At 64.7% G+C, this 24,412-nt stretch carries 24 protein-coding genes; 8 read left to right on the top strand and 16 right to left on the bottom strand.

Going from position 1 to position 24,412, the window contains the following annotated elements; translation table 11 throughout:
- Window positions 1-152 precede the first annotated feature (152 nt).
- The 5 genes from ABIF91_RS40010 to ABIF91_RS40030 all read right to left on the bottom strand — a co-directional run bounded on the left by ABIF91_RS40010 (window position 153) and on the right by ABIF91_RS40030 (window position 4,615).
- Window positions 153-1,112: a helix-turn-helix domain-containing protein gene (locus ABIF91_RS40010; RefSeq protein ID WP_035671992.1), complete on the bottom strand. Its 960-nt coding sequence runs from the start codon at window positions 1,110-1,112 to the stop codon at window positions 153-155.
- A gap of 207 nt (window positions 1,113-1,319) precedes the next feature.
- Entirely contained in the window at window positions 1,320-1,637 is a 318-nt protein-coding gene (locus tag ABIF91_RS40015) for an FtsB family cell division protein (RefSeq protein ID WP_028177591.1), read from the bottom strand.
- Window positions 1,638-1,814: 177 nt separating this feature from the next.
- Window positions 1,815-2,366, bottom strand: coding sequence for an NADPH-dependent FMN reductase (locus ABIF91_RS40020; protein WP_028177592.1), 552 nt, complete (start codon window positions 2,364-2,366; stop codon window positions 1,815-1,817).
- Window positions 2,367-2,542: 176 nt separating this feature from the next.
- Window positions 2,543-3,541, bottom strand: a complete 999-nt coding sequence (locus ABIF91_RS40025; RefSeq protein WP_028177593.1) for an MBL fold metallo-hydrolase — start codon at window positions 3,539-3,541, stop codon at window positions 2,543-2,545.
- 120 nt (window positions 3,542-3,661) lie between these two features.
- Window positions 3,662-4,615, bottom strand: a complete 954-nt coding sequence (locus tag ABIF91_RS40030; protein WP_028177594.1) for an AraC family transcriptional regulator — start codon at window positions 4,613-4,615, stop codon at window positions 3,662-3,664.
- A gap of 146 nt (window positions 4,616-4,761) precedes the next feature.
- Here ABIF91_RS40030 and ABIF91_RS40035 point away from each other — a divergent pair, with 146 nt between their 5' ends.
- Window positions 4,762-5,499, top strand: coding sequence for an SDR family oxidoreductase (locus tag ABIF91_RS40035; RefSeq protein ID WP_028177595.1), 738 nt, complete (start codon window positions 4,762-4,764; stop codon window positions 5,497-5,499).
- Between the two features lie 75 nt (window positions 5,500-5,574).
- Here the strand turns inward: ABIF91_RS40035 and ABIF91_RS40040 are convergent, their stop codons facing one another.
- Window positions 5,575-6,708 carry a zinc-binding dehydrogenase gene (locus ABIF91_RS40040; RefSeq protein WP_028177596.1) on the bottom strand — a complete coding sequence of 378 codons (1,134 nt, stop codon included), beginning with the start codon at window positions 6,706-6,708 and terminating at the stop codon, window positions 5,575-5,577.
- 37 nt (window positions 6,709-6,745) lie between these two features.
- Entirely contained in the window at window positions 6,746-8,029 is a 1,284-nt protein-coding gene (gene eno / locus ABIF91_RS40045) for a phosphopyruvate hydratase (protein WP_028177597.1), read from the bottom strand.
- Window positions 8,030-8,203: 174 nt separating this feature from the next.
- On the opposite strand from eno, the gene ABIF91_RS40050 reads away from it, so the two are divergent.
- The gene (locus ABIF91_RS40050) at window positions 8,204-9,181 is read left to right on the top strand and encodes a virginiamycin B lyase family protein (protein WP_028177598.1); all 978 of its coding nucleotides are present in this window, start codon (window positions 8,204-8,206) and stop codon (window positions 9,179-9,181) included.
- A 51-nt stretch (window positions 9,182-9,232) separates the two neighbouring features.
- Window positions 9,233-9,685 (top strand): preQ(1) synthase, encoded by a 453-nt coding sequence (queF, locus tag ABIF91_RS40055; protein WP_028177599.1) that lies wholly within the window; start codon window positions 9,233-9,235, stop codon window positions 9,683-9,685.
- 9 nt (window positions 9,686-9,694) lie between these two features.
- Here queF and ABIF91_RS40060 read toward each other — a convergent pair whose 3' ends face one another.
- Window positions 9,695-10,759: an IS630-like element ISRj1 family transposase gene (locus ABIF91_RS40060; protein ID WP_011084514.1), complete on the bottom strand. Its 1,065-nt coding sequence runs from the start codon at window positions 10,757-10,759 to the stop codon at window positions 9,695-9,697.
- Window positions 10,760-10,820: 61 nt separating this feature from the next.
- On the opposite strand from ABIF91_RS40060, the gene ABIF91_RS40065 reads away from it, so the two are divergent.
- Entirely contained in the window at window positions 10,821-11,618 is a 798-nt protein-coding gene (locus ABIF91_RS40065; RefSeq protein WP_028177600.1) for an extracellular solute-binding protein, read from the top strand.
- 18 nt (window positions 11,619-11,636) lie between these two features.
- On the opposite strand, the gene glsA is transcribed toward ABIF91_RS40065, so the two are convergent.
- The 4 genes from glsA to ABIF91_RS40085 all read right to left on the bottom strand — a co-directional run bounded on the left by glsA (window position 11,637) and on the right by ABIF91_RS40085 (window position 16,114).
- Entirely contained in the window at window positions 11,637-13,511 is a 1,875-nt protein-coding gene (glsA, locus tag ABIF91_RS40070) for a glutaminase A (protein ID WP_028177601.1), read from the bottom strand.
- Window positions 13,512-13,616: 105 nt separating this feature from the next.
- Window positions 13,617-14,822: an MFS transporter gene (locus ABIF91_RS40075; protein ID WP_028177602.1), complete on the bottom strand. Its 1,206-nt coding sequence runs from the start codon at window positions 14,820-14,822 to the stop codon at window positions 13,617-13,619.
- Window positions 14,822-15,670 (bottom strand): 3-deoxy-8-phosphooctulonate synthase, encoded by an 849-nt coding sequence (gene kdsA, locus ABIF91_RS40080; RefSeq protein ID WP_028177603.1) that lies wholly within the window; start codon window positions 15,668-15,670, stop codon window positions 14,822-14,824. Before kdsA ends, ABIF91_RS40075 begins: the two co-directional genes overlap by 1 nt.
- 78 nt (window positions 15,671-15,748) lie before the next feature.
- Entirely contained in the window at window positions 15,749-16,114 is a 366-nt protein-coding gene (locus ABIF91_RS40085; RefSeq protein WP_424579743.1) for an NIPSNAP family protein, read from the bottom strand.
- A 195-nt stretch (window positions 16,115-16,309) separates the two neighbouring features.
- Between ABIF91_RS40085 and ABIF91_RS40090 the strand changes: the two genes are divergently transcribed.
- From ABIF91_RS40090 to ABIF91_RS40100, 3 genes are all read left to right on the top strand, one after another.
- On the top strand, window positions 16,310-16,984 hold the full coding sequence (locus ABIF91_RS40090) for a response regulator (RefSeq protein ID WP_028177605.1): 675 nt from the start codon (window positions 16,310-16,312) through the stop codon (window positions 16,982-16,984).
- On the top strand, window positions 16,981-18,357 hold the full coding sequence (locus ABIF91_RS40095) for a sensor histidine kinase (RefSeq protein WP_028177606.1): 1,377 nt from the start codon (window positions 16,981-16,983) through the stop codon (window positions 18,355-18,357). The genes ABIF91_RS40090 and ABIF91_RS40095 overlap by 4 nt, the downstream gene beginning before the upstream one ends.
- A 111-nt stretch (window positions 18,358-18,468) precedes the next feature.
- Window positions 18,469-19,131, top strand: coding sequence for a class I SAM-dependent methyltransferase (locus tag ABIF91_RS40100; RefSeq protein ID WP_424579744.1), 663 nt, complete (start codon window positions 18,469-18,471; stop codon window positions 19,129-19,131).
- 4 nt (window positions 19,132-19,135) lie between these two features.
- Here ABIF91_RS40100 and ABIF91_RS40105 read toward each other — a convergent pair whose 3' ends face one another.
- From ABIF91_RS40105 to ABIF91_RS40120, 4 genes are all read right to left on the bottom strand, one after another.
- Window positions 19,136-20,770 (bottom strand): CTP synthase, encoded by a 1,635-nt coding sequence (locus ABIF91_RS40105; protein WP_424579745.1) that lies wholly within the window; start codon window positions 20,768-20,770, stop codon window positions 19,136-19,138.
- Window positions 20,771-20,936: 166 nt separating this feature from the next.
- Window positions 20,937-21,320, bottom strand: coding sequence for a preprotein translocase subunit SecG (secG, locus tag ABIF91_RS40110; protein ID WP_028177609.1), 384 nt, complete (start codon window positions 21,318-21,320; stop codon window positions 20,937-20,939).
- 150 nt (window positions 21,321-21,470) lie between these two features.
- Complete coding sequence (gene tpiA / locus ABIF91_RS40115; RefSeq protein ID WP_028177610.1) at window positions 21,471-22,229, bottom strand: triose-phosphate isomerase; 759 nt, start codon at window positions 22,227-22,229, stop codon at window positions 21,471-21,473.
- Window positions 22,230-22,263: 34 nt separating this feature from the next.
- Window positions 22,264-22,461, bottom strand: coding sequence for a hypothetical protein (locus ABIF91_RS40120; protein ID WP_155251807.1), 198 nt, complete (start codon window positions 22,459-22,461; stop codon window positions 22,264-22,266).
- Between the two features lie 45 nt (window positions 22,462-22,506).
- Between ABIF91_RS40120 and ABIF91_RS40125 the strand changes: the two genes are divergently transcribed.
- Window positions 22,507-24,405 carry a SurA N-terminal domain-containing protein gene (locus tag ABIF91_RS40125; protein ID WP_028177612.1) on the top strand — a complete coding sequence of 633 codons (1,899 nt, stop codon included), beginning with the start codon at window positions 22,507-22,509 and terminating at the stop codon, window positions 24,403-24,405.
- Window positions 24,406-24,412 lie beyond the last annotated feature (7 nt).

The raw sequence follows: 24,412 nt of genomic DNA on the forward strand, positions 1-24,412 counted from the left end.
GCGCAATTCGTCGCCTGGTCGCGACTTGCGCCGACGATGTCGCGGGAGGTGTTTTCTGTCAGCCCGGCGGGAAGCGATGGTGGGGCGGACCTGTCGCAGTTCTGCGACAGTCGTGGGCCGGCCCGTCATTGCGATTGACGAAACGGCGCAGCTCAGTGGTTCAGCTCGAACCGCTTGAGCTTTCTGTGCAGCGTGGCGCGGCTAACGCCGAGGGCCTTGGCGGCCGCCGAGACATTGCCGCCGGCGCGAAGCAGCGCCCGCTGCAACACCGCGCGCTGGCCGCCGGCAAGGTGATCGCGTGCGGTATCGCCGCCGAGAAGGTCGGCGGCAGGCACCGGCTGCAAGGCCCGTCCGGGCGCAATTCCGAGCGCCACCCGGGCGGAGCGGGTCGCGCCGATCACGAGATCGTCCGCATCCACCGCAACGAGACCGCTGCAACTTCCGTCCGCAGCTTGCGTCAGCACGATGCGGGCATCGGCAAAAGCCTTTCGAAACAGGTCGGCCTCGATACGCTTGGCGGCCTCGCCCGTCGCGAGTGCGATCAGGCTGGCGAAGGCATCGGTGCGGTCGGCCCGGCAGGAGGAGACGTCGAGCACGCCTGCGAGCGCCGCCTCATGGTCGTAGATCGGAACGGCGGTGCAGCTCAGAAGCGTATTGCGGGCAAAGAAATGCTGGTCGCGATCGATCGTCAGCGGACGCTGCTCGACGAGGCAGGTGCCGATACCGTTGGTGCCCTCGTGCTCCTCGCTCCAGAGCGCACCCGTCCACAGGCCCCAGGACTGAAACGTCGCGTCGTCCGCCACCGTGCCGCGGCGATCGACCGGCACGCCATCGCCGTCGGCGAGCAGCACGCAGCAGCCCGCGGCGCCGACGGCCTGATACAGGCGGTCCATCGCGCCTTGCGCCGCGGCCAGAAGCGGCGCGACGCGTTCGCGCGCCCGCTGCAGCTCGGCTTCGGTCAATCGCATCGGCGCGGTGCGGCCGCCGGGATCGAGATGATGCAACCGGGAGGAACGACGCCACGAGGCCACGAGCGCGGACCGAGCCGCCTGGCCTGACGTGATGGCGGCCTCGACACGGGCCGCGTGATGCCGGGGCATTGACCCATTCATCACTGTTTCCTCCGGATGGCAGTCTAGAAACCGCCGGTGCTGCCCGGTTGATCTGCGTCAACACAGGCGCCTGAAGCCATGCGCCCATTGCGGCGCGGACGTCAAGGCGGCCGTCGGGCTCCAAGCCTACGACTTTCGCTGGAATTGGGACACGCAAGTCGGTTTCGGCGGCGGCTCTCGGTGCCGCTTTCGAAAGCTGCGGATGCGCTACTTCGCCGGGATCATCCGAACGAGATCGCGCGGATTGACATAGTCGAGCTGGAAGCGCGCTCGCTCGTCCAGCATGTCGGGATCGATCTTCTCGGACCGCAACAGCGACACCCGCTGTTCGCTCCTGGCGCGCTCACGCTTGAGCTGCGCCAGCTCGCTGGTCAGCGCGATGATCTCCTGGTCGAGCTCCTGGCGTGCGTTGAGGCCGTATTTGCCGGTATAGGCGTTGACGCCGAAATAGCCGACGATGGCCGCTGCCATCGCATAGAGGGCAAGACCGGTCAGGATCGATTTCAGGCGCGCGCGGGAGACCATCCTGGCAGGATGGGACAGGTTGGTTAAGGGAGTGCTAATTGCCGAAACGTGGCACACTATCCCGTCATGGCCGGGCTTGTCCCGGCCATCCACGTACTTTGCCTGCGATAACGAAGAACGTGGATGCCCGGGACAAGCCCGGGCATGATGGAGAGTCGAGCAACCTTGGCTTGGACGTCAGCCCTGATGTTTCGCCACATGCGCGGCGAAGGCGTCGATGAATTGCTGCAGCACCGTCTTGAGGGAGTCCTTGGTCAAATTGCCGTCCGCGTCGAAGGCGTCGCCGACGCCACTGAGGTAGATTTCCGGCTGCTGGAGAACCGGACCGGAAATGCCCGGCAGAATGTTCTGCAGATGCTTGGCCGCGCTGACGCCGCCGAGCAGCCCCGGCGAGTTGGAGATGATGCCGACCGGCTTGCCGAGGAACGAGCTCTTGCCGTAGGGCCGCGAGGCGACGTCGATGGCATTCTTCAGAACACCCGGGATCGAACGGTTGTATTCGGGCGTGACGAACAGGACGCCGTTCGACTTCTGGAGCTTTTCGCGGAAGGCGAGCCAGTCCGCGGGCGGCGCGCCCTCGAGGTCCTGGTTGAAGAACGAAATGCCTGCCGGTGTGACGACCTCGAGTTCGAGCGAGCCAGGCGCCAGCTTGGCGAGCGCATTGGCGATCTTGAGCGAGAAGCTGTCCTTGCGCAGGCTGCCGGCGATCGTGACGATGTTGTAGGCCATGGAATGTCCTCGAGGGCTTGAGCGGGGTTGCCCGGAGGGCACTTAAGCCATCCGGACCGATGGATGCAAGTGCATGAATTGGTCCGATTTGGAAACGCTGCGTTTCGCGAATGCAGACCAAACAAATCGGGCCGCCAAGCGGCGGCCCAATGGTTCGTGCAAACGCCGCGTGCGGATCAGATCGTCGGATTCCACGCCGACGGGATCAGGCGATATTTGGCGCCGTCCTTCTCGACATGGCCGACCGAGGGGAAGGCGAAGTGGAAGCCGATCACGGTCGCCTCTTCCGCTGCCGCCATGTCGTAGAACTTGTGGCGCGTCGCCTGCGCCATCGCGGCGTCGTTGTTGAACAGCACGTGCCAATCCGGATTGCGCAGGAAGAACTCCGGAATGTTGGTGACGTCGGACTGGATCAGCACCTTGGCGTCGCCCGAGGCGACTGCGAAGGAGGTGTGCCCGGGCGTGTGGCCGGGTGTCGCGATGGAGGTGATGCCGGGCGCGACCTCCTTGCCCCACTCGTACTTCGTCACCTTGGATTCGAGGCCGGCGAAGGTCTTCTTCACGTTGGCGAAGTAGTTCTTCATCATCGGATTGGCCTCGGCCTTGGCGGCGTTGTCCTCGCTGGTCCAGAACTCCCAGTCCTTGCCCGGCACCATGATCTCCGCATTCGGGAAGGCCAGCGCGCCGTCGGCCAAACGGATGCCGTTGGTATGGTCGGGGTGCAGATGCGACAACAGCACGACGTCGACGTTCTTGGGATCGACGCCGGCGGCCTGAAGGTTTTGCAGCGTGCGGCCGACCGCGCCCTTGCTGGCCTCGAAATTCGCAATGCCATTGCCGGTGTCGATGAGGACCAGCTTGGAGCCGGTGTTGATGAGCTGCGGATTGAACGGCACGGTGACCATGCCCTTCGGCATGTAGGCCGCCTCGCCGGCCGCCAGCGCCTCCTCCTTCGGAATGTTGACGACGAACTTGTCCGGCATCGGGAAGGTGCGCGCGCCATCGTTGATCGAGGAGCACTCGAAGCTGCCGACCTTGTAGCGATAGAAGCCCGGCGCCTGTGTCCCGGCTTGCGGGACTGAGGCATTCGCGGCGATGGGCCCGAGCCCGGTGACGGCCGCCGCGCCCATGGCGGCGGCGCCCGCGAGCAGGTGACGGCGATTGAGATCGGTCATGGAATGTCCCTTCTGAGCGCCTTGCGGTTCTTCCGCTTGAAATGGCGGCGGAATAATCCCCCGCGTCGCTCAGAAGGCAAGACCTTCTTTCGGTGACGTGCCGTCGCACATCACGATTATTTATTTGGGGCGATAGGGAATTTTTTCGCCGGTGGCCTGTCCACGCCAGTATCGCTTCGGTGCATGGCCGTAGATTCGTTTGAAGGCATGCCCGAAGGCGCTCTCCGACGAGTATCCCAGCTGCGCGGCGGTTGCCGACACGGTCGCGCCACGTCGCAGCTGATCGCGCGCAAGCCGCATTCGCCACCGAAGGAGGTAGTCGATCGGCGCCAGCCGCACCAGGGACTTGAACCGCTTCGAAAATGCGGATCGCGACATTGCGATCGCGTCGGCCAGTGCTTCCAGGGTCCAGGGGTGAGCAGCGTCTTCGTGCATCAGCCTGATTGCCTTGCCGATCCTGGCATCGACCAGCGCGTTGATCCATCCAAGTCCCTCGCCGGCACCCTGATCCCGCGCCGCGCGGAGCACCTGGACGAGCAGGACGTCGGCCAGCCTGTCGGTGAGTACGGCCGTTCCGATTGCCGTCCCCCTGATTTCAAGGTCGAGAATGTGGAGCGTGGAATGAATGACGGCTGCCGACGGACTGCGCGATGGTATGAGCAGAAAGCGAGGCAGCGCATCGAGCAGCAATTCGGCATCTGATGCCTCGAAACCGAAACTGCCGGCAAGCAGAACGGTATCGCTCCCCGCGCCACGCGCGACATCCGACTGCGCCCAATCGAACGCCGCTATTCCGTCTTCGGGAGCGAGGCGTTCGTCGTTGGCCAGAACGTAGGCTGGTGCATGGGCCAGAAGAAAACAGTCGCCGGTGGCAAGCCGATGATGGGCTTCGTCGCCAAAATCGATCCAGCAATCGCCTCGGATGACCGCGCCGAACTTCAGGGCGGGTTTTGCCGGGAACCGATACGACCAATGGCCGCCCGCCTCGAACCTCGTGCAACGCGCAGCGCGAACGTCCAAGAGTGAGAAGGCCTGGGACAGAGGGTCCAAGGTCTTGCCCAACTGTTTGCCCAACTGCTTGTCGAAGCGCCTGTCGAAGTGCTCGTCCGAAAGTTTGTCCAAGGCTTGATCCGATCTCGACGATTTTCGAGCATTTCAAACATAGATCATCCTCGCGACCGATGCGAATTTCATCGCGCAGCGAATTGGATGGAACACCTATGACAGGCATCGCAGGCAAGGTCATCGCCATCACGGACGCCAGCAGCGGAATTGGCGAAGCCACGGCCCGGCATCTCGCAGAACGTGGCGCGATCGTGGTCCTCGCCGCACGGCGATCCGAGAGGCTGGAGATGCTGACCGCGAGCATCACCTCGAAGGGTGGAAAGGCGTTGTATCTCGTCACCGACGTCAGGCAGCGCGAGGACGTCGCCAGGCTCGTCGGTCTCGCAACAGACCGATGCGGAAAGCTGGACGTCATGATCAACAATGCCGGGATTGCACCGATTTCCCGTCTGGACGATCTGAGGGTCGACGATTGGGACGATATGATCGACGTGAACGTGAAAGGCGTGCTCTACGGGATCGCTGCGGCCCTTCCCGTCTTCCGTCGTCAGGGCTTTGGCCACTTCGTCAACACCCTGTCGACCGCCGGCATCAAGATCGTTCCGACAATGGCCGTCTACGCGGGATCGAAGAACGCCGTCAGGGCGATTTCCGAAGGGCTTCGTCAGGAGGCCGGCCCGTCGCTTCGGGTGACGACCATCTCCCCCGGTTATGTCGACACCGAGCTTCCATCCTCCATGACGGATTCCGCGCTACGGGCGGAGGGGCTGGCGAGCATGAAGGCGCTGGCCATTCCGGCGAGCGCGATCGCAGAAGCCATCGCTTTCGCGATAGCGCAACCGGATGGCGTGGATGTCGGCGAGATCGTCGTTCGCCCGACTGCTCAGGCGTGAACATGTCGATCAAGCCAGGATAGGCCGGCGCGACGGCCCCTGCCCCCCGGGGGCACGTGCCGTCGCAGGTCACGGTTATTTATTCGGGTTGATGAGAAATTTTTCGCCGGTGGCGCGTTTGGCGTACACCGCGATGTTGGCGGGATCGAGCGCCTCGGGAAGCGACACCACCTTGGTGTAATGACTGGCGAAGGTGGTCTTCAGCTCGGACGCCACGCGCTGGCGCAGGCGGCCGATCTCGGCCGGGCCGATCTTCTGGAGGAACGGCGTCAGCAGCCAGCCGCCGACGCCCCAGCTCAGGCCGAACGAGCGGTTCAGCTCCGTCGGACGCGTGTCGAGGCTGCCATAGATATAGACCTGCTTGTACACGTTGGAGCCGTAGCGGCTGTATTCCTTCGCGGTCTTGTTGGCCGCGATTTCCATGGCGGTCAGAATCTGGCTCGCCAGCTTGCCGCCGCCGATCGCGTCGAAGGCGATGGTGGCGCCGGTTTCGACCAGTGCGTTGGTGAGGTCGTCCATGAAATCAGGCGCGCTGGAATCCACGACGTGCTTGGCGCCGATCTTGTGCAGGATGTCGGCCTGCTCCTTGCTGCGGACGATGTTGACGAGGCCGATGCCGTCCTTGATGCAGATCTTGTTGAGCATCTGGCCGAGATTGGAGGCGGCGGCGGTGTGCACGAGCGCCTTGTGGTTCTCGCGCCGCATCGTCTCGGTCATGCCGAGCGCTGTCAGCGGATTGACGAACCAGGACGCGCCGTCGGCGGCCGTGGTGCCCGCCGGCAGCTCCATGACGTCGCGGACCTTGAGCACGCGGTACTGGGTGTACATCGCACCGCCGATCATCGACACCGTCTTGCCCATCAGCGCCTTCGCCGCGTCCGACGATCCGGTCCGGATCACCGTGCCGGCACCCTCGTTGCCGACCGGCAGCGACTGATCGAACCTGGCCGTCATCATCCGCATCGCAGCTTCCGGCATCGTCGCCGTGATGACCGGCATCTCCTTGGTGCCGGAAGCCTTGGCGGCCGACATGTCGGCCGGCCCGATCAGGAGCCCGAGGTCGGACGGGTTGATCGGCGCTGCTTCGACGCGGACCACGACCTCGTCGTCGGCCGGCTCCGGCGTCGGGACATTCACGAGCGACAATTCAAGCTCGCCGCTCTTCTTCAGCAGCGAACGCAGTTGCAGTCCGGTCTTGCCGTCGCTCATGTCGATCCTCCCCTGTCCATCTTTGCGCGGCGCCGGCTTATGCCAGCGCCTTCAGTGCCGCCTTGCCGCCGTAGAGCGCCTGCTTGCCGAGCTGCTGCTCGATGCGCAGGAGCTGGTTGTATTTGGCGGTGCGATCGGACCGCGCAAGGGAGCCGGTCTTGATCTGGCCGCAATTGGTGGCGACCGCGAGGTCGGCGATGGTGGAATCCTCGGTCTCGCCGGAGCGGTGCGACATCACCGAGGTGTAGCCGGCCTTGTGCGCCATTTCGACGGCGGCGAGCGTCTCGGTCAGCGTGCCGATCTGGTTGACCTTGATCAGGATCGAGTTGGCGCGGCCCGCCTTGATGCCTTCGGCGAGACGCTTGACGTTGGTGACGAAGAGATCGTCGCCGACCAGCTGGCACTTCCTGCCGATGAGATCGGTGAGCTCCTTCCAGCCCTCCATGTCGTCTTCCGACATGCCGTCCTCGATGGTCACAATCGGATAGCGCGAGACCAGGTCTGCAAGATACTTCGCCTGCTCGGAGATCGAGCGGGTCTTGCCCTCGCCTTCATAGACGTATTTGCCGTCCTTGAAGAACTCGGTCGAGGCGCAGTCGAGGCCGAGCACGATGTCGGTGCCCGCCTTGAAGCCGGCCTTGCCGATCGCGTTCATGACGAAGTCGAGCGCGGCATCCGCCGACGGCAGGTTCGGCGCGAAGCCCCCCTCGTCGCCGACATTGGTGTTGTGGCCGGCTTTCTTGAGCTCCGACTTCAGTGTGTGGAACACCTCAGCGCCGTAGCGCAGGCCCTCGGCAAAGCTCGACGCGCCGACAGGGAGGATCATGAACTCCTGGAAGTCGATCGGGTTGTCGGCATGCACGCCGCCATTGATGATGTTCATCATCGGCACCGGCAACAGGCGCGCCGAGGTGCCGCCGACATAGCGGTAGAGCGGCATGTCGAGCGAGTTCGCGGCGGCCTTGGCGCAGGCGAGCGAGACGCCGAGGATGGCATTGGCGCCCAGCCGGCTCTTGTTCGGCGTGCCGTCGAGGTCGATCATGATCTGGTCGATCTGGGCCTGCTGCTCGACGTCGAGGCCGCTCAGGGCCTCGAAGATCTCGCCGTTGACGGCGCCGACCGCCTTGGAGACGCCCTTGCCGAGATAGCGGGCCTTGTCGCCGTCGCGCAGTTCCACGGCCTCGTGGGCGCCTGTGGAGGCGCCCGACGGCACCGCGGCACGGCCCAGCGCACCATCCTCCAGCACGACATCGACCTCGACGGTGGGATTGCCGCGGCTGTCGAGGATTTCGCGTCCGATGATGTCGATGATGGCGGTCATGATGTCCACTTCCGTTCGTTAGGGCTGATCGGTGCCGCGGGTCTTACACGGGCCGCAAGCAAATGTGAACGCTTGGAAGAGCCGCTTCGACTGACGCGTGAAGCGCCTCAGACTATGCTCGACCACATCTGGTCCGCGTGCCCAACCTCAATCTGAAACAGTCGGGGTAACGCCATGAATCGCCGCCAGTTTCTTGCTTCGAGCGCCGCGCTGCTCACCGCCCGCCCAGGGTTTGCGCAGGACGCCCCGTTCCGGACAAAATACTATCCCGTCAGCCCGGGCATCGGCCTGCACGATCTCACGCCCGCTCCTGACGGCGCGGTTTGGTTCACGGCGCAGGGCAAGGGCCTGCTCGGCAGGCTCGATCCCCGGGATGGCAGTTTCAAGACGGTGAGCCTCGGCCAGGGCGCAGCGCCGCATGGCGTGACCATCGGTCCCGACGGCGCGCCCTGGATCACCGAGGGCGGCCAGAACGCGATCGCGCGGGTCGATCCCGGCGATCTCAAGGTCACGCTGTTCCGCCTGCCCGAAAAGTTCGCCTACGCCAATCTCAACACTGGCGTGTTCGACAAGCAAGGCACCTACTGGTTCACCGGCCAATCCGGTTATTACGGCCGGCTCGCGCCGAAGACCGGCGAGATGAATGTGTTCAAGGCGCCGAAGGGCATCGGTCCCTATGGCATCACTGTCACGCCCAAGGGCGATGTCTGGTACGCCTCGCTCGCCGGCAGCTACATCGCGAAGATTGATCTCGCGACCGGGAATGCGACCGTGGCCGAACCGCCGACGCCGAACCAGGGCGCGCGGCGCGTCTGGTCGGATTCGAAGGGCCTGATCTGGGTCAGCGAGTGGAATAGCGGCCATGTCTCGGTGCACGATCCCGCCAATGGCTCCTGGAAGACGTGGAAGCTGCCGGGCGAACTTCCCCGCGCCTACGCGGTCTACGTCGACGACAAGGACAAGGTCTGGCTCACGGATTTCTCCGCCAACGCCATCGTGCGCTTCGATCCCACCACCGAGCGGTTCAACGTGTTCGTCAGCGACAAGGCCAACGCCAATGTGCGCCAGCTCGATGGCAGGCCGGGCGAGCTCTGGGGCTGCGAGTCCGGCAACGACCGGATCGTCATGATCCAGACGATCGCGAGCGGTTGACGGCAGCGGCATTTGCGTCCATCCCGGCACCCGAAACAGGATGTGACGACGATGGCGAAGAAACCCCTCCAGCTCGGCCGGGCGGTCGAGTGGCCGCATACACCGGAACAAGCCCAGCTCGACCGCGTGCCCAATCCGCAAAAGGGCACCGATTACCTGGTGCGCTTCACCGTGCCGGAATTCACCTCGCTGTGCCCGGTCACTGGCCAGCCTGACTTCGCGCATCTGATGATCGACTACGCGCCGGCTGCGTGGCTGCTGGAGTCGAAGTCCCTCAAGCTCTACATCGCCAGCTTCCGCAATCACGGCGCCTTCCACGAGGACTGCACCGTGATGATCGGCAAGCGTATCGCCAGCGAGATCAAGCCGAAATGGCTACGCATCGGCGGCTACTGGTATCCGCGCGGCGGCATCCCGATCGACGTGTTCTGGCAGACCGGTCGCGTGCCGAAGGGCCTGTGGGTGCCCGAGCAAGGCGTCGCGCCGTATCGCGGGCGGGGCTAGTACCCGGAATCAGAGCTGAGTGATACGGCGGCCTTTGAAACGGCGTTGACGGACCTTTTTCTTGGTCCAGACGAAGGGCTCGGCTCTGTCGTTGTATGCGTTGACGTAGGCATCGATGTGTTCCTGAAGCTGCTTGAGGCTCGTGAAGGAGGTGCCGCTGAGCGACTGCCCCTGCAAGATGGAAAACCATACTTCGACCTGATTGAGCCATGACGCACTTGTCGGCGTGAAATGAAATTGCACGTTGGGGTGGGCCTTGAGCCAGTCCTCGTTCTTTTTATGGGTGTTGAGGTTGTCGAGGATGACGTGAAGCTTGCGGTTCGGAAAAGTCGCGGTGACGCTGTTCATGAAATCGAGAAACTCGACGCGGCGCCGGCGTTTTGAATGGGTCGCGATGATCTTTCCGGTGGCGACTTCGAGCGCCGCAAACAATGTTGTGGTGCCATGCCGCTTGTAATCGTGGCTTTGGCCGGTTAAGGCGCGGCCATTGGGCAACTTCAGATAACCCTGCGCTCGCTCCAAAGCCTGGATCGAGGGCTTCTCGTCCACGCACAGCACAATGGCCTTCGCCGGCGGCGCGACATAGAGGCCGACAACATCGGCGGCTTTGGCCGTAAAGTTCGGGTCGTTGCTCTCGCACCAGGACTTGCGAGCCACCAGGTCAATCTTGTGGCTGCGCAGGAACCGCCAGACATATTGGACATCGACATCGCCCAGCGCCTCGGCCAGCAGGGGGCCGGTCCAGCGCGCAAACCCTTGCGGTGGCGGCTTATCCAGCAGCTTCAGAATCCGCTTGTCGGTCGTCTTCGTATAGATCGGCTGCTTGCCAGGCCGCGGCTTGTCTTGCAGCCCTTCAAGGCCATGGTCGGCATAGCGATGCCGCCAAAGGCTGACAATCCGCGGCTGGACCCCAACTTCCTTGGCGATCGACCGGGTGCTGCGCCCATCCGCCGCCAACAGAACTATCCGCGCCCGCTTCAAATCGCGCTGCAACGTCACCGGTGAGCGACAGCACGCCTCAAGCACCTTGCGATCTTTCCTCGAAAGGTGGACTTCTCTTGCTTCGGGTATCATCCCGACCTTGAATCACGACTCACGTTCCAAGAAAAGTGGGTACTAGTTGGAGACGAAGACGATGCAACCAATCTCGACAACATTCCGCAATTTTGCGCTAGGCATCCTCGGCGTCCTCTTGCTGACCGGCGTTTCGGATGCCGCTGAGGTGCGGGTGATGATTTCGGGCGGACTGACGGGCGCCTACAAGACGCTCGTGCCGGAATTCGAGAAGGCCACGGGCAACAAGGTGCTCACGGAATATGGGCCGTCGATGGGGACGACCGTAAACGCGATCCCGGTGCGGCTCGCGCGCGGCGAGCCGGCCGATGTCCTGATCATGGTGGGCTATGCCCTCAACGACCTCGCGAGCAAAGGCAAGGTCGTCGCCGGTAGCCAGGTCGATCTCACGAAGTCGCCGATCGGGGTCGCCGTGAAATCGGGCGCGCCGAAGCCCGACATCAGCTCGGTCGACGCGGTCAAGCGCGCGCTGCTGGCGGCGAAGACCATCGCCTATTCCGACAGCGCCAGCGGCGTCTACGTCTCGACCGAGATGTTCGACAAGCTCGGCATTGCCGACGTCATGAAGGACAAGGCGCGCAAGATTCCGGCAACGCCGGTCGGCGAGATCGTCGCGCACGGCGAGGCCGAGCTCGGATTTCAGCAGATCAGCGAATTGAAGCCCGTCAAGGGCATCGACATCGTCGGACCACTGCCGGACGAATTGCAGAAGATCACGATCTTCTCGGCTGGGATTGCGACGGGCGCCAAGGAGCCGCAGGCTGGCCGCGCTTTGATAAACTTCCTCGCTTCCCCCGCCGCACGCGAGGCGATCATCGCGAGCGGGATGGAGCCTATCGCGGCTGGTGGAGCGAAATAACGCGTCTCGCAGTGCGTCCTAATACGCGCTGAGCAGATCGACCTTGGCATTCGCAGCGACCAGCCGCCGCGCCAGGATCGCGGCGAGATTGCGCATGATCTTCAGCGACGTCTCCGGGTGCAGCCGGCGGTAATCGGCAAAGCTGTCCAGCGGCAGTTCGAGGCAGGTGACGGGCGTGTCGGCGAAGACGTCGGCGCTCCGGCTTTGCTCCAGGATCGCCATCTCGCCGAATTCCATGCCGGGGCCAAGCGAGGCGAGCCGCACGCCGCTCGGCAGCTTCACGCTGACCATGCCGCTCTGGAGAAAGAACAGCGAATTGGCGGGCTCGCCTGCCGCGACGATGCGCTTGCCGGCCGCGTAATGCCGCGTGGTCGACAGCTTGACGATCGCGGCGATCTCGTCGGCGTCGAGTTCGGCGAGCAACGCCTGTTCGCCCAGATGCGCGCTCTCTTTGAGATCGGTGAAACCGCCGAAGCGGTAGATCACCTGGTCCTCGGCCCATTCGATGGCATCGTCGAGCAGCGCGAAGCGGCGCAGCCGGCGCGGCTCGGCGGTGCGTGCGGCGATCGCGCTCCACACCGGGGAGGTGCCCTCGAAGCCGGACAGAATGGTGGTGACTCCGGCATTGCCGAGCGCAGTCAGCGTCTCGCCGAGCAGCTCCGCGCCGGCCGCGGTGATGTCGGGGACGCGGCGGAAATCGATGATCAGGAGCGGCGCGTTCGGCGGCTCGCTGCTGAGCTTTCGCGTGACGTAGTCGATCGTGCCGAAATTCATCGCGCCGACCAGTTCGAGCACACGGACGTCGCTGTGGCGCTCGTCGAGGATCTGCTGCTCGTGCGGCTGGCGGCTGCGGCGCGAGGAGATGCCGTAGATATCGTAATCCGCCATGATGCTGGTGCGGACGTCGGCATTGCGGTTGAGCATGTGCAGATCGTAGCGCGCCGACAGCGCCTCGCAGACCTTCAGGCCGCGCACGCTGTTGAAATGGTCGTCGAGCAGCGGCGAGAAGGTGCCGAGCCCCATCTGCGAGGGCAGCGCCGCGACGATGCCGCCGCCGACGCCACTCTTGGCGGGAATACCGACGCGATAAGTCCACTCGCCGGCATAGTCGTACATGCCCGAGCTCGTCATCACCGACAGCGTGCGCGCGACGATGTGCGGCGTGATCACCTGCACGCCCGTCACTGGATTGATGCCGCGGTTCGCAAGCGTTGCCGCCATCACCGCCAGATCGCGCGCGGTGACGAGGATGGCGCACTGGCGGAAATAGACGTCGAGCACGGCGTCGACGTCATCCGGAAGCACCGCGTAATTCCGAAGCAGCCAGGCAATGGCGCGGTTGCGATTGCCGGTCGCCGTCTCTGAGGCATGAACGGCATCATCGACGTCGAGCTGGCGGCCCGCGAACTCGCTGAGCTTGGCCCGGACGCGCTCGAAGGCGCCCTTCCCGTCCACCTCGTAGATCAGGCCCGAGCAGGCGATCGCGCCGGCATTGACCATGGGGTTGAAGGGACGGTTGTCGTTGGTGAGCCGGATTGAATTGAACGCTTCGCCGCTCGGTTCGACCCCGATGGTGGCCGCGACACGCTCTTCGCCGACCATCTCCAAGGCCAGCGCAAAGACGAACGCCTTCGACACCGATTGGATCGTGAACGGCACTGCGCTGTCGCCAACCTCATAGACATGGCCGTCGATGGTGACGAGCGCGATCCCGAAATGATCGGGGTTGGCGCGCTTCAGTTCAGGGATGTAGTCGGCAAGCACGCCGGAATGATCGAGCCTGAACTCCTCCTGGCAATCGGACAGGAAGCGGCGGAGCGGAGGCCTGGTCGGATACCCGGTCGATCCAGGCGCACCTGCTGGGCTGGGCAAACGGTCGGGCTGCGCATCCACGGTCTCACACCTCGATTTGCCCAGATTAAAAGCAATTCGTGTGCCATGCATACGCGACTGACGGTGTCATGGTGGGGCGACAGCCCACTCCAGGCCCCCTGGACGTCAGCGCGCATCCGCCGGCGCGCGCTGCTTGAGCAGTCGGGCGCAGACGAGGCCCAGCACCACCATGATCCCTGCGCTCGCGAACAGCGTCGGCATCTTGCCGGCGTGCTGGAGCCCGAAGCCATAGGCGAGCGGCCCTACGGTCTGCCCCATGAAGAAGAAGAACGAATGCAGCGACAGCGCGGTGGCGCGCGCCTCGACCGAGAGCTCGCTGGCAAAGACCTGGAGACAGCCATGGGCAATGTAGAACCCCCAGCCCATGACGATGAGGTTCAGCGCCTGAACCTCCCAGCGCGGACCCAAGGCCACGGCGACGAGCTGCGAGGCCACCAGCGTCATGCCCGCGATCATCATGCCCTTGACGCCCAGCCATGGCAGCAGGCGCGACACCGTCAGCGTGTAGAACAGGCCGCCGACCGCAAAGCCGGCGATGACGATGCCGGCGATCGACAGCGAGGTCTGGCCTAGCTCGAACAGGAACGAGGCGATGTAGGGAAACAGCCCGAGCACGCAGCAGCCTTCGATGAACACCGCCGAGTAGCAGACATAGGCGTTCGGATTGGTGAAGATGGTGCGATAGCCGGCCTTCAGCGCCGACAGGCTCATCTTCGGCGGATGCTTGACCTTGGCGCCGTGGAAGCCGGCCGCAACGGCGATCGAGGCGACGATCACGAGCGCGCCGAGCACCGCCAGCACGCCACGCCAGCCCAGGAAATCGCCGATCAGGCCGGAAGCCGAGGCGCCGAGCAGATTGCCGGTCATGGCGCCGGCAAGGGTGCGGCTGATCGCGACCTGGCGTTTGTCGGGCCCGACGAGATCGCTGGTGAGGCTCAGCGCCACCGGAAACACGCCGCCGGAGCCGATGCCGGCGAGAATGCGGGTCGCGAACAAAACCGAGAACGAGGACGATAGCGCGCCGAGGATGTTGGCAAGGCCGAGCAGCGCGAGGCAGCCGATCATCAGCCGCGTCTTGCCGAACAGATCGGCGGCGGCGCCGATGATCGGCTGGATGATCGAGAAGGTGAAGGCGAACACCGCGGCAAAGCCCGCGGCAGTGGCGATGCTGACGCCAAAATCCTCGGCGACGTGCGGCAGCACCGGATCGAGCGCGCGTGCCGAAAGTGCAGCGGCGAAGCTCGCGCCTGATATGACGTAGAGCGCCGGCGGCAAGCCGTGATCGTGCGGCCGCGCCTCGCCTTCCTGCATCAGCGCGGATTCTTTGCGAGCGCGTCGAATGCCATCAGTCTGGCGATCAGCGCCTCGAACTCGCGCAGGGGCACCATGTTGGGTCCGTCCGAGGGCGCGCGGTCGGGATCAGGATGGGTCTCGATGAACACGCCGGCAACGCCGACCGCAACGGCCGCGCGTGCGAGCACCGGCACGAATTCGCGCTCGCCGCCCGAGGAGGTCCCCTTCCCGCCGGGCTGCTGCACCGAATGGGTGGCGTCGAAGATCACGGGCGCGCCGGTGGTACGCGCCAGGATCGGCAGCGCGCGCATGTCGGAGACCAGCGTGTTGTAGCCGAAGGACACACCGCGTTCGGTGACGAGCACATTGGGATTGTCGGCGCCGGTGATCTTGCTCACCACATTGGCCATGTCCCAGGGCGCCAGGAACTGGCCCTTCTTGACGTTGACGACCTTGCCGGTTGCGGCCGCGGCCAGAAGGAGATCGGTCTGGCGGCACAGGAAGGCGGGGATCTGCAAGATGTCCACGGCCTGCGCCACCTCGGCACATTGCGTGGCCTCGTGCACGTCGGTCAGCACCGGCAGGCCGAGCGAGGTTCGGATCTCGGCGAAGATCGGCAGCGACTGGGCGAGGCCAAGCCCGCGCGCCGCCGACGCGCTGGTGCGGTTGGCCTTGTCGAAGGAGGTCTTGTAGACGAGGCCGATGTTCAGCCGCGCGGCGATCTCCTTCAGCGCGGAGGCGACCTCCAGCGCATGCTGGCGGCTCTCGAACTGGCAGGGTCCGGCAATGATCGAGATCGGCAGATCATTGCCGAACTTGACCGTGCCAATGGTGACGACCGGCGCCGCTGAATTCGAAGAGCTCAAGACAAATCCCTCGTTTCGGCGCGACCATAGCCGCGATGAGGGTCGGATCAACCCTCTTCCGCCCGGGCCGTTCGAATATCAGGGTTGCGCCAGGGTTCCCCGTTGCGGCAGGGATGGCCACTTCACCGCCGAGAAGGCGGTGGGCGCCAGGATCTGGCTGACGATGTTGCCGACGATCTGGCCGTCAGCTTCCGACTTCGCCCGCGCCTCGAGCCAGTCCGGGTCGGTCATGAACGCGCCCCACTTCTTCTCACGCTCGGCGAGCGATTCCCAGGCGAGGAAATAGGTCAGCTCCTGGTTGGATTCACCGATCAGCGTGGTGAAGAACCCGGCCTGGCGGATGCCATGCTTCTCCCACAGCTTCAGCGTGACGGTCTCGAACCGCCTCAAGAGCGCCGGCAGCCGGCCGGGCACGCAGCGATAGACGCGCATCTCGTAGATCATTCATGCTCCTCCCCAAACAGGTCCGGCGGTTATACCGGCTGGTCACGACAGTGTCTTGAGCCTCGCCCGGCCGCCCCCGTAGCGTCCCGCGCATGGCTGGACAGCTTCCGGCACTGCGCCGCGCCGGGCTCCCGCAATGCTGCCGCAATGATCGGGCCGCTAGAAAGGCTCAGTTGCGGTTCAGGTGCCTGTTACATGCGGATTTTGCTCGTCGAGGATGAAGCGGAGATGGCCGGTGCGCTGGCCTCGGCGCTGAAGCGCTACGACATGGTGGTGGACCATGCCCCGACGCTCGCCGAGGCGGAGGAGGCCATTTCCGCCGACGTCCATGCCGCGGTCCTGCTCGACCGCCAGCTTCCCGACGGCGATGGCCTTGCCCTGATCCCAAAGCTCCGCGCGCGCGCCGACGGCGTACCGATCATCGTCCTGACTGCGCGCGGGGAGCTCGCCGACCGCATCGCCGGGCTCGACAGCGGCGCCGACGACTATCTGGCAAAACCGTTTGCAGTCGAGGAGCTGCTGGCGCGGCTGCGCGCAGTGCTGCGGCGGCCCGCCGGCCTCTCCCCCGAAATCATCCGCGCGGGCCGCCTCGCCTTCGATGTCGGCCATCGCGAGGCCAGCATCGACGGCCAGCCGTTCGAGCTGCCGCGCCGCGAGCTCCTGGTGTTGGAAGCCTTGGTTCGTCGCATGGGCCGAACCGTGCTGCGCTCGGCGCTGGAAGAGGCGGTCTACAATTTCGACGACGAGATCCAGTCGAACGCGCTCGACACGCATGTCTCGAGGCTCCGACGAAAGCTCGCGGAAGCCGATGCGGGTATCGAGATCCACGGCATTCGCGGCGTTGGTTATCTGCTCAAGAAGTTGCCATGAGCAAACACGACGATCCCTATTGCTTGCGCGCGCAGCTGAGCTGGCGCCTGCTCTCGCTTCAGGCCGCGATCCTGGTCGCGCTGGTTGCAATCGTCCTCGCCGGGCTTTGTGCCTCCGGCTTCGTGTTGGCCGAGAGGAACGAGGACCGCGTCATCGATGTCGTCCAGCGCGCGCTCACCCGCGACGCGCAAGGCGGATTGGCCTTGCGGCCGACGGCCGAGCTGAAGCAGTTGCGCAGTGAGACGCCAGACCTCTGGTTCCTGGTGCGCGACCGGTTGGGGCGTTCGCTCAGCGAAGGCTCCGTGCCGGCCGAATTCGCCGCGATCGGCGGTGGTCTCGACCAGATCAGCCAGGCGCGGCTCGGCTGGCAGCTGCTCGAGGACGATCCGCGCAAGCCGGCGGCGCGGCTGAAGCGGGTCGACACCGACGCCGGCAATGTGCAGGTCATCACCGCAACGCAAGGACGTCTCACCGGCGCCAAGGCGCTGTTCATGACCTCACTCGCGTTCCTCGGCATTGCCCTGCCCGGCCTGCTGCTGATGGGAACGGCGACGTTCATCGCAACGCCGATGATCGTGCGGAGCACGTTCAGGGGACTCGATTCCGCAGCGGACGAGGCACGGCGCATCGATATTCATCAGCGCGGCGCGCGGCTCCCGGTGGAGCGGATTCCGCTGGAGGTGCTGCCGCTCGTGACCGCGATCAACGACGCGCTGGCGCGGCTCGACCAGGGCTATACCCGCCACCGGCGCTTCGTTGCGGATGCGGCGCACGAGCTTCGCACACCGATCGCGATTCTGAACACGCGGCTGGAATCACTTGCCCCAGGACCGGACAAGACCCGCCTGCTGGAGGATTCCGCACGGCTGGCGACACTCGCCGACCAGCTGCTCGATATCCAGCGGCTCGACCATTGCTGCCATCCCTTCACCAGCGTCAATCTCGCCGCCGTTGCGCAAAGCGTCGCCGCCGACCTCGCGCCGCTGGCGATTGCCGCCGGCTACGAGCTGGCGCTTGATGCGCCGACGACACCGGTCGAGACGACCGGCGATGCGGCAGCCCTGGAGCGCGCACTGACCAATCTCGTGCAGAATGCAATCCAGCACGGCCCTCGCCGCGGCGCGATCGGGATTCGCGTCAGCAGGCCCGCGACTATCGAGGTTACCGATGAAGGCCCCGGAATTCCTGCCGATCAGCGCGAACAGATCTTCGAGCCGTTCTATCGGCTGACGCCGCTCGATCGCGGCGCCGGCCTCGGCCTCAACATGGTGCGCGAGATCGTGCAGCTGCATGGCGGCCAGGTCTCCGTAGCGGACGAGCCGGAGGGCGGAGCCTGTTTTCGGATGACGCTGCCGCCGGTCCGACAGAGTTGATTCAATCCGCATTCGCCGCTGAAGCGCAATGCAGTCGCAATGCACCTCCGCAACATTGCATCCGTCTCACCTCTGATCTCAGGAGGTGCAAACCAAGATGCCGGAGTGCGCATGCCCAACGATTTCCTTTCCTTCTTCCTGTCCTGGATGTCGTCCCCGCGTCGGGTCGGCGCAGTCGCGCCGTCGGGTGCGGCGCTCGCCGATCTCATCACGCGCGAAATCAGCGCATCGACTGGGCCGATTCTCGAGCTCGGGCCCGGTACCGGCGCATTCACCTACAAGCTGCTCAAACGCGGCGTCCGGCCGCAGGATCTCACGCTGATCGAATACGGTTCCGACTTCATGAAGCTCCTGCAAGTGCGCTTTCCCGGGGCGCGCGTGCTGTGGATGGACGCGGCGCGGCTTACGACTGAGCGCCTCTATGAAGGTTCGCCGGTCGGCGCGGTCGTGAGCGGCCTGCCGCTGCTCAACATGTCCAGGCGCAAGGTCATCTCGATCCTCAGCGGTGCGTTCAGTTATGTCCGTCCCGGTGGCGCCTTCTACCAGTTCACCTATGGCATGAGCTGCCCGGTGCCGCGGCCCGTGCTCGACCGGCTGAGCCTGCGCGCAAAGCTCGTGGATCGCGCTCTGCTGAACGTGCCACCTGCCGCCGTCTGCAGGCTGACGCGGCGACCACAGATGAAGCTGATCACGGGATCGCCTGCACTTGAACCATCAAAGCGGATCGCGTTGGAGCCGACACATCACGCGCGCGACCACTCCGCCGCGCGCTGAGCGGTCAGACCAGCCGGCTCTGCACCATCGCCGCCTGAATAAACGACGCGAACAGCGGATGCGGCTCGAAGGGCCGCGACTTCAGCTCGGGGTGGAACTGGACACCGATGAACCAGGGATGGTCCTCGTACTCGACGATTTCAGGCAGCACGCCGTCGGGCGAGAGCCCTGAGAACTTCAAGCCGTGCTGCTCGAGCCGATCCTTGTAGGCGGTGTTGACCTCGTAGCGATGGCGGTGACGCTCGGAGATCTCGGTCGCGCCGCCATAGACCTGTGAGACGCGGCTGCCGCGATTGAGCGCGGCAGGATAGGCGCCCAGCCGCATCGTGCCGCCGAGATCGCCGGCCTTCGAGCGCTTCTCGAGCTCGTTGCCGCGCAGCCATTCCGTCATCAGGCCGACCAGCGGCTCCTTGGTCGGGCCGAACTCGGTGGAGTTGGCATCCTCGATGCCGACGAGGTTTCGCGCCGCCTCGATCACCGCCATCTGCATGCCGAAGCAGATGCCGAAATACGGCACGTCGCGCTCGCGTGCGAACTGAGCCGCCTTGATCTTTCCTTCTGCGCCGCGCTGGCCGAAACCGCCAGGCACCAGGATGCCGTTGACGTGCTCGAGGAACGGCGTCGGATCTTCCTTCTCGAAGATCTCGCTCTCGATCCAGTCGAGATTGACCTTCACCTTGTTGGCGATGCCGCCATGCGAGAGCGCCTCGATCAGCGACTTATACGCATCCTTCATGCCGGTGTACTTGCCGACGATGGCGATGGTGACGTTGCCTTCGGGGTTGCGGATGCGCTCGTTGATCTCTTGCCAGCTGCGCAGCTCCGGCGGAATGCGCGAGGCGATGCCGAAGGCGGCGAGCACCTCGTCGTCGAGTCCCGCGTCGTGATAGGCCTCGGGCACGGCGTAGATGTTGTCGACGTCGCGCGCCTCGATCACGGCGCTTTCGCGCACGTTGCAGAACAGCCCGAGTTTGCGTCGCTCTTCCTTCGGGATCTCGCGGTCGGTGCGGCAGAGCAGGATGTCCGGCTGGATGCCGATCGAGCGCAGCTCCTTCACCGAGTGCTGCGTCGGCTTGGTCTTCAGCTCGCCGGCGCTCGGGATATAGGGCAGCAGCGTGAGGTGGATATAGACGGCGTGATCGCGCGGCAGCTCGTTCTTGAGCTGGCGGATCGCCTCGAAGAACGGCAGCCCCTCGATGTCGCCGACGGTGCCGCCGATCTCGACCAGCACGAAGTCGTAATCGTCATTGCCCTCGAGGACGAATTCCTTGATGGCGTTGGTGACGTGCGGAACCACCTGGATGGTCGCGCCGAGATAGTCGCCGCGGCGCTCCTTGGAGATGATGTCCTGGTAGATGCGCCCCGTCGTGATGTTGTCGGCCTTGGTCGCCGGCCGCCCGGTGAAGCGCTCGTAGTGACCGAGATCGAGATCGGTCTCCGCGCCGTCGTCGGTCACGAACACTTCGCCGTGCTGGTACGGCGACATCGTTCCATCGGGATCGAGGTTGAGATAGGGGTCGAGCTTGCGGAGGCGGACCTTGTAGCCCCGGGCCTGCAGCAGGGCACCGAGTGCCGCTGAAGCCAAACCCTTGCCGAGCGAAGAAACCACGCCGCCGGTGATGAATATGTACCGCGCCATGGGACTTAACCTCTAATCCCCTAAATTCGATTCGCCAAAGCGATTCGTATTCCGCCCCAAAAGATTTTGCGGGCTGTGGGTGAGCCAGAACTAACAGTGGTGACAGTGCCTTGATGGGGATTGTTGATGCAGGACGGTAGCAACCGGCCTGCATGGCCCCCCTGCTTTATTGCGAGCGCGGCACCTGCGGACCTGACGGCGCCTGGTTCTGCTGCTCGTCGGCCTTCTTCAGCGAATCCAGGATGCCGCCCGAGGTCGGCGGCGCGATCGGCGATCCGCCGGCCGGCTGGGTCTGCGACGCAGGCGCGCCAATGATCGATGACGGCTTGCGGTCGTAGCCTGCGTACCAGGACAGGAACAGACTGGTGAGAAAGAAGCCGACGGCCAGGATCGCGGTGGTCCGCGTCAGAAGGTTCGCAGTGCCGCGGCTGGACATGAAGCCGGCGCCTCCGCCCATGCCGAGCCCGCCGCCTTCCGACTTCTGGAGCAGGACGGTGCCGATCATGACGGCGACGATCATGAGGTGGATGACGATGACAACGGTCTGCATAATATCCTTCCGTCACAAGCGGACGGCGCCTGACGGCGGCCGATCGCGCTTCGCGGTTTTCCTGAAGTTGCGCGGTGTTACACGATCGGGAGGGGTATTGCCACCCCCGATCGGATCCGAACCCAACGGTTTGAACGAGCCGGGCAGCGCTTAGTTAGGACAGCCTTTGGCGATCGCAAGGAAATCGGCTGCTTTCAGGCTGGCGCCGCCGACCAGCGCGCCGTTGACGTTTTTCACCGCCATCAGTTCGGCCGCATTCGAGGGCTTGACCGACCCGCCGTAGAGGATGCGCATTCCGGCACCTTCGGCCTTGAACCGGGAGATCAGGAGTTCCCGGATAAAGCCATGAATCTGCTCGACATCCTTGGCTGTCGGCGTCAGCCCGGTGCCGATCGCCCAGACCGGCTCGTAGGCCACGACCAGATTGCCTGCGCTGGAGCCGTCCGGCAGTGAACCGTCGAGCTGGCTGCGCAGGACGTCCAGGGTTTGGCCGGCATCGCGCTGGCCCTGCGTCTCGCCGATACAGACGATCGCCGTCGCCCCGGCGCGCCAGGCGGCTTCGGCCTTCTGGCGGACCAGAGCATCGCCCTCGCCGTGGTCGGCGCGGCGCTCGGAATGGCCGACGATGATGGCGGTTGCGCCCGCGTCCACCAGCATTTCGGCGGCGACATCACCGGTATGGGCGCCGGAGGCCTTGGGATGGCAGTCCTGGGCCCCCACCGCGACCTTCTTGCCGCGCGCCTTGTCGGCGAAGGCGGCGACCAGGGTCGCCGGCGGGCAAACCAGCAGGTCGGCCTTGCCAGCTACGTCTGCCGCACCGTTGAGCATGGCGTCGAATTCGGCAGCCTGGGCTTTCAGGCCGTTCATTTTCCAGTTGCCGGCAATCAGCGGTCGGATGGCGTCGGTCATGTCAGGGTCCAACAAAATGAGGTTTGTGGATGCGCTAGCAGAGCTGTCGCGGCAGTTCCAGATTCTTGTTTTGACGCATTTTCTTGAAGCGAACCGGGTCCACTTCGCTGGAAAACGCATTGGGGCCTTTAACCGCAGTCTCGAGCGGCCGCGTGAGGCGAGGTTGCGGGGGGAAAGCCGCCACTTTATGATGATCTATCAATTTGGTGACGCGCTTTTGCGGAATCTGCATTAAGACGCGCTCCGTTCCCCCTCCTGACCAAACAAGTTGGACCAAATGCTTCGAGGAATGCGCAAGGCCTCATCAAACTGGCTCGGCAAGACCATCATGGCCATTGTGATGGGCGTGTTGATCATCAGTTTCGGCATTTGGGGCATCGCCGACATCTTCAAGGGCTTCGGGCAGTCCACGGTGGCCAAGATCGGCAGCACGGAGATTTCGCTCAACGAGTTCCGCCAGATCTACACCGACCGCCTGCAGCAGATCAGCCGCCAGTTCGGCCGGCCGTTGACGCCCGACCAGGCCCGCGCCTTCGGCCTCGATCGCCAGGTGCTCCAGCAGACCATCGCGGAAGCTGCCCTCGACGAAGAGGCGCGCCGGCTCGGGCTCGGCCAGACCGACGACCAGATCCGCCAGGTCATCATGAACGATCCCAACTTCAAGGGCGTCGGCGGCAATTTCGATGCAAACCGCTTCCAGGCCGTGATCCGCAATTTCGGCTATACCGAGCAGCGCTACGTCGCCGAGCAACGCAAGGTGTCGCTGCGCCGCCAGATCACCGGCACGATCGGCGCCGGCCTGGAGCCGCCGAAGGCCATGATCGACGTGCTGACGCGCTTCCAGAACGAGCAGCGCGCCATTGAATTCGTCAAGCTCGACGCCGCGCAGGCAGGCACCATCGACGCGCCCTCGCCCGAAGCCCTCGCCACCTATTTCGAGGATCACAAGGTCCAGTTCCGCGCGCCCGAATACCGCAAGATCGCCTTCGTCGTGATCTCGCCGGAAGACATCGGCAAATGGACCGAGGTCTCCGACGAGGACGCGAAGAAGGTGTTCGAGCAGCGCAAGGACCGGCTTGGCACCCCGGAGAAGCGACAAATCCAGCAGATCGTGTTTCCGAACGTCGCCGAAGCGCAAGCCGCACGCGAGCGTCTCGTCGGCGGGCTGTCGTTCGAAGACCTCGGCAAGGAGCGTGGGCTGAGCGCCTCCGACATCGACCTCGGGCTCGTGACCAAGTCTTCGCTCACTCCCGCGGTCGGCGATGCCGCCTTCTCGCTTCCTGCCGGCGAAATCAGCCAGCCGATCCAGAGCGGACTTGGCGTTGCGATCGTCAAGGTCGACAAGATCGAGCCGGGCAAGGAGGCGGACTACGCCAGCTTTGCCGGCGAAATCAAACGCGAGATCGCCACCGAACGGGCCCGCGTCAAGGTCGCAGATCTCCGCGACAAGATGGAAGACGAGCGCGGCGGCGGCTCCAGCGTGATCGACGCGGCGCAGAAGCTCGGCCTCACCGCCGTGACCATCGATGCCGTCGACCGTTCCGGCCGCGCCCCGAACGGCCAGCCGGTCGCCAGCATCCCGCAGGGTCTCGACGTGGTGTCGCAAGCCTTCAACACCGACGTCGGCGTCGACAACGACGCAATCTCGTTCAAGGGCGGCTATGTCTGGTACGACGTGCTCGCCATCACGCCCTCGCGTGACCGCAATCTCGACGAGGTCCGCGACCAGGTCGAGGCGCGCTGGCGCCAGGACCAGATGGCAGCCAGGCTGAAGGCCAAGGCGACGGAGATGGTGCAGAAGCTCGAAGCAGGCGGCAAGCTCGCTGACGAGGCCGCCGCGATCGGCGCCAAGGTCGAGACCGCGACCGGCTTCAAGCGCGACGACTCGCCCGCCGGCGTGCCCGCCGCCGTCGTGTCGGCCGCCTTCCGCACCGCCAAGGACGGCGTCGGACAGACGGCCGTGAACGGAGGCAGCGAGGTCATCGTCTTCCGCGTCACCGACATCGTCGATCCCGCTGTCGATGTCGCCTCCGACGCGGTCAAGAAGCTGAAGGAGAGCCTCGACCAGGCCCTGACCGAGGAGCAGGTCGCCTCCTACGTCAACAAGCTCGAGACCGACATCGGGACCACCATCAATCAGGCCGCCTTCGCGCAGGTGACCGGCGCGAACCAGTGAGTTGAAA

This window comes from Bradyrhizobium sp. USDA 241 (assembly GCF_049739505.1).
GTDB lineage: Bacteria > Pseudomonadota > Alphaproteobacteria > Rhizobiales > Xanthobacteraceae > Bradyrhizobium > Bradyrhizobium liaoningense.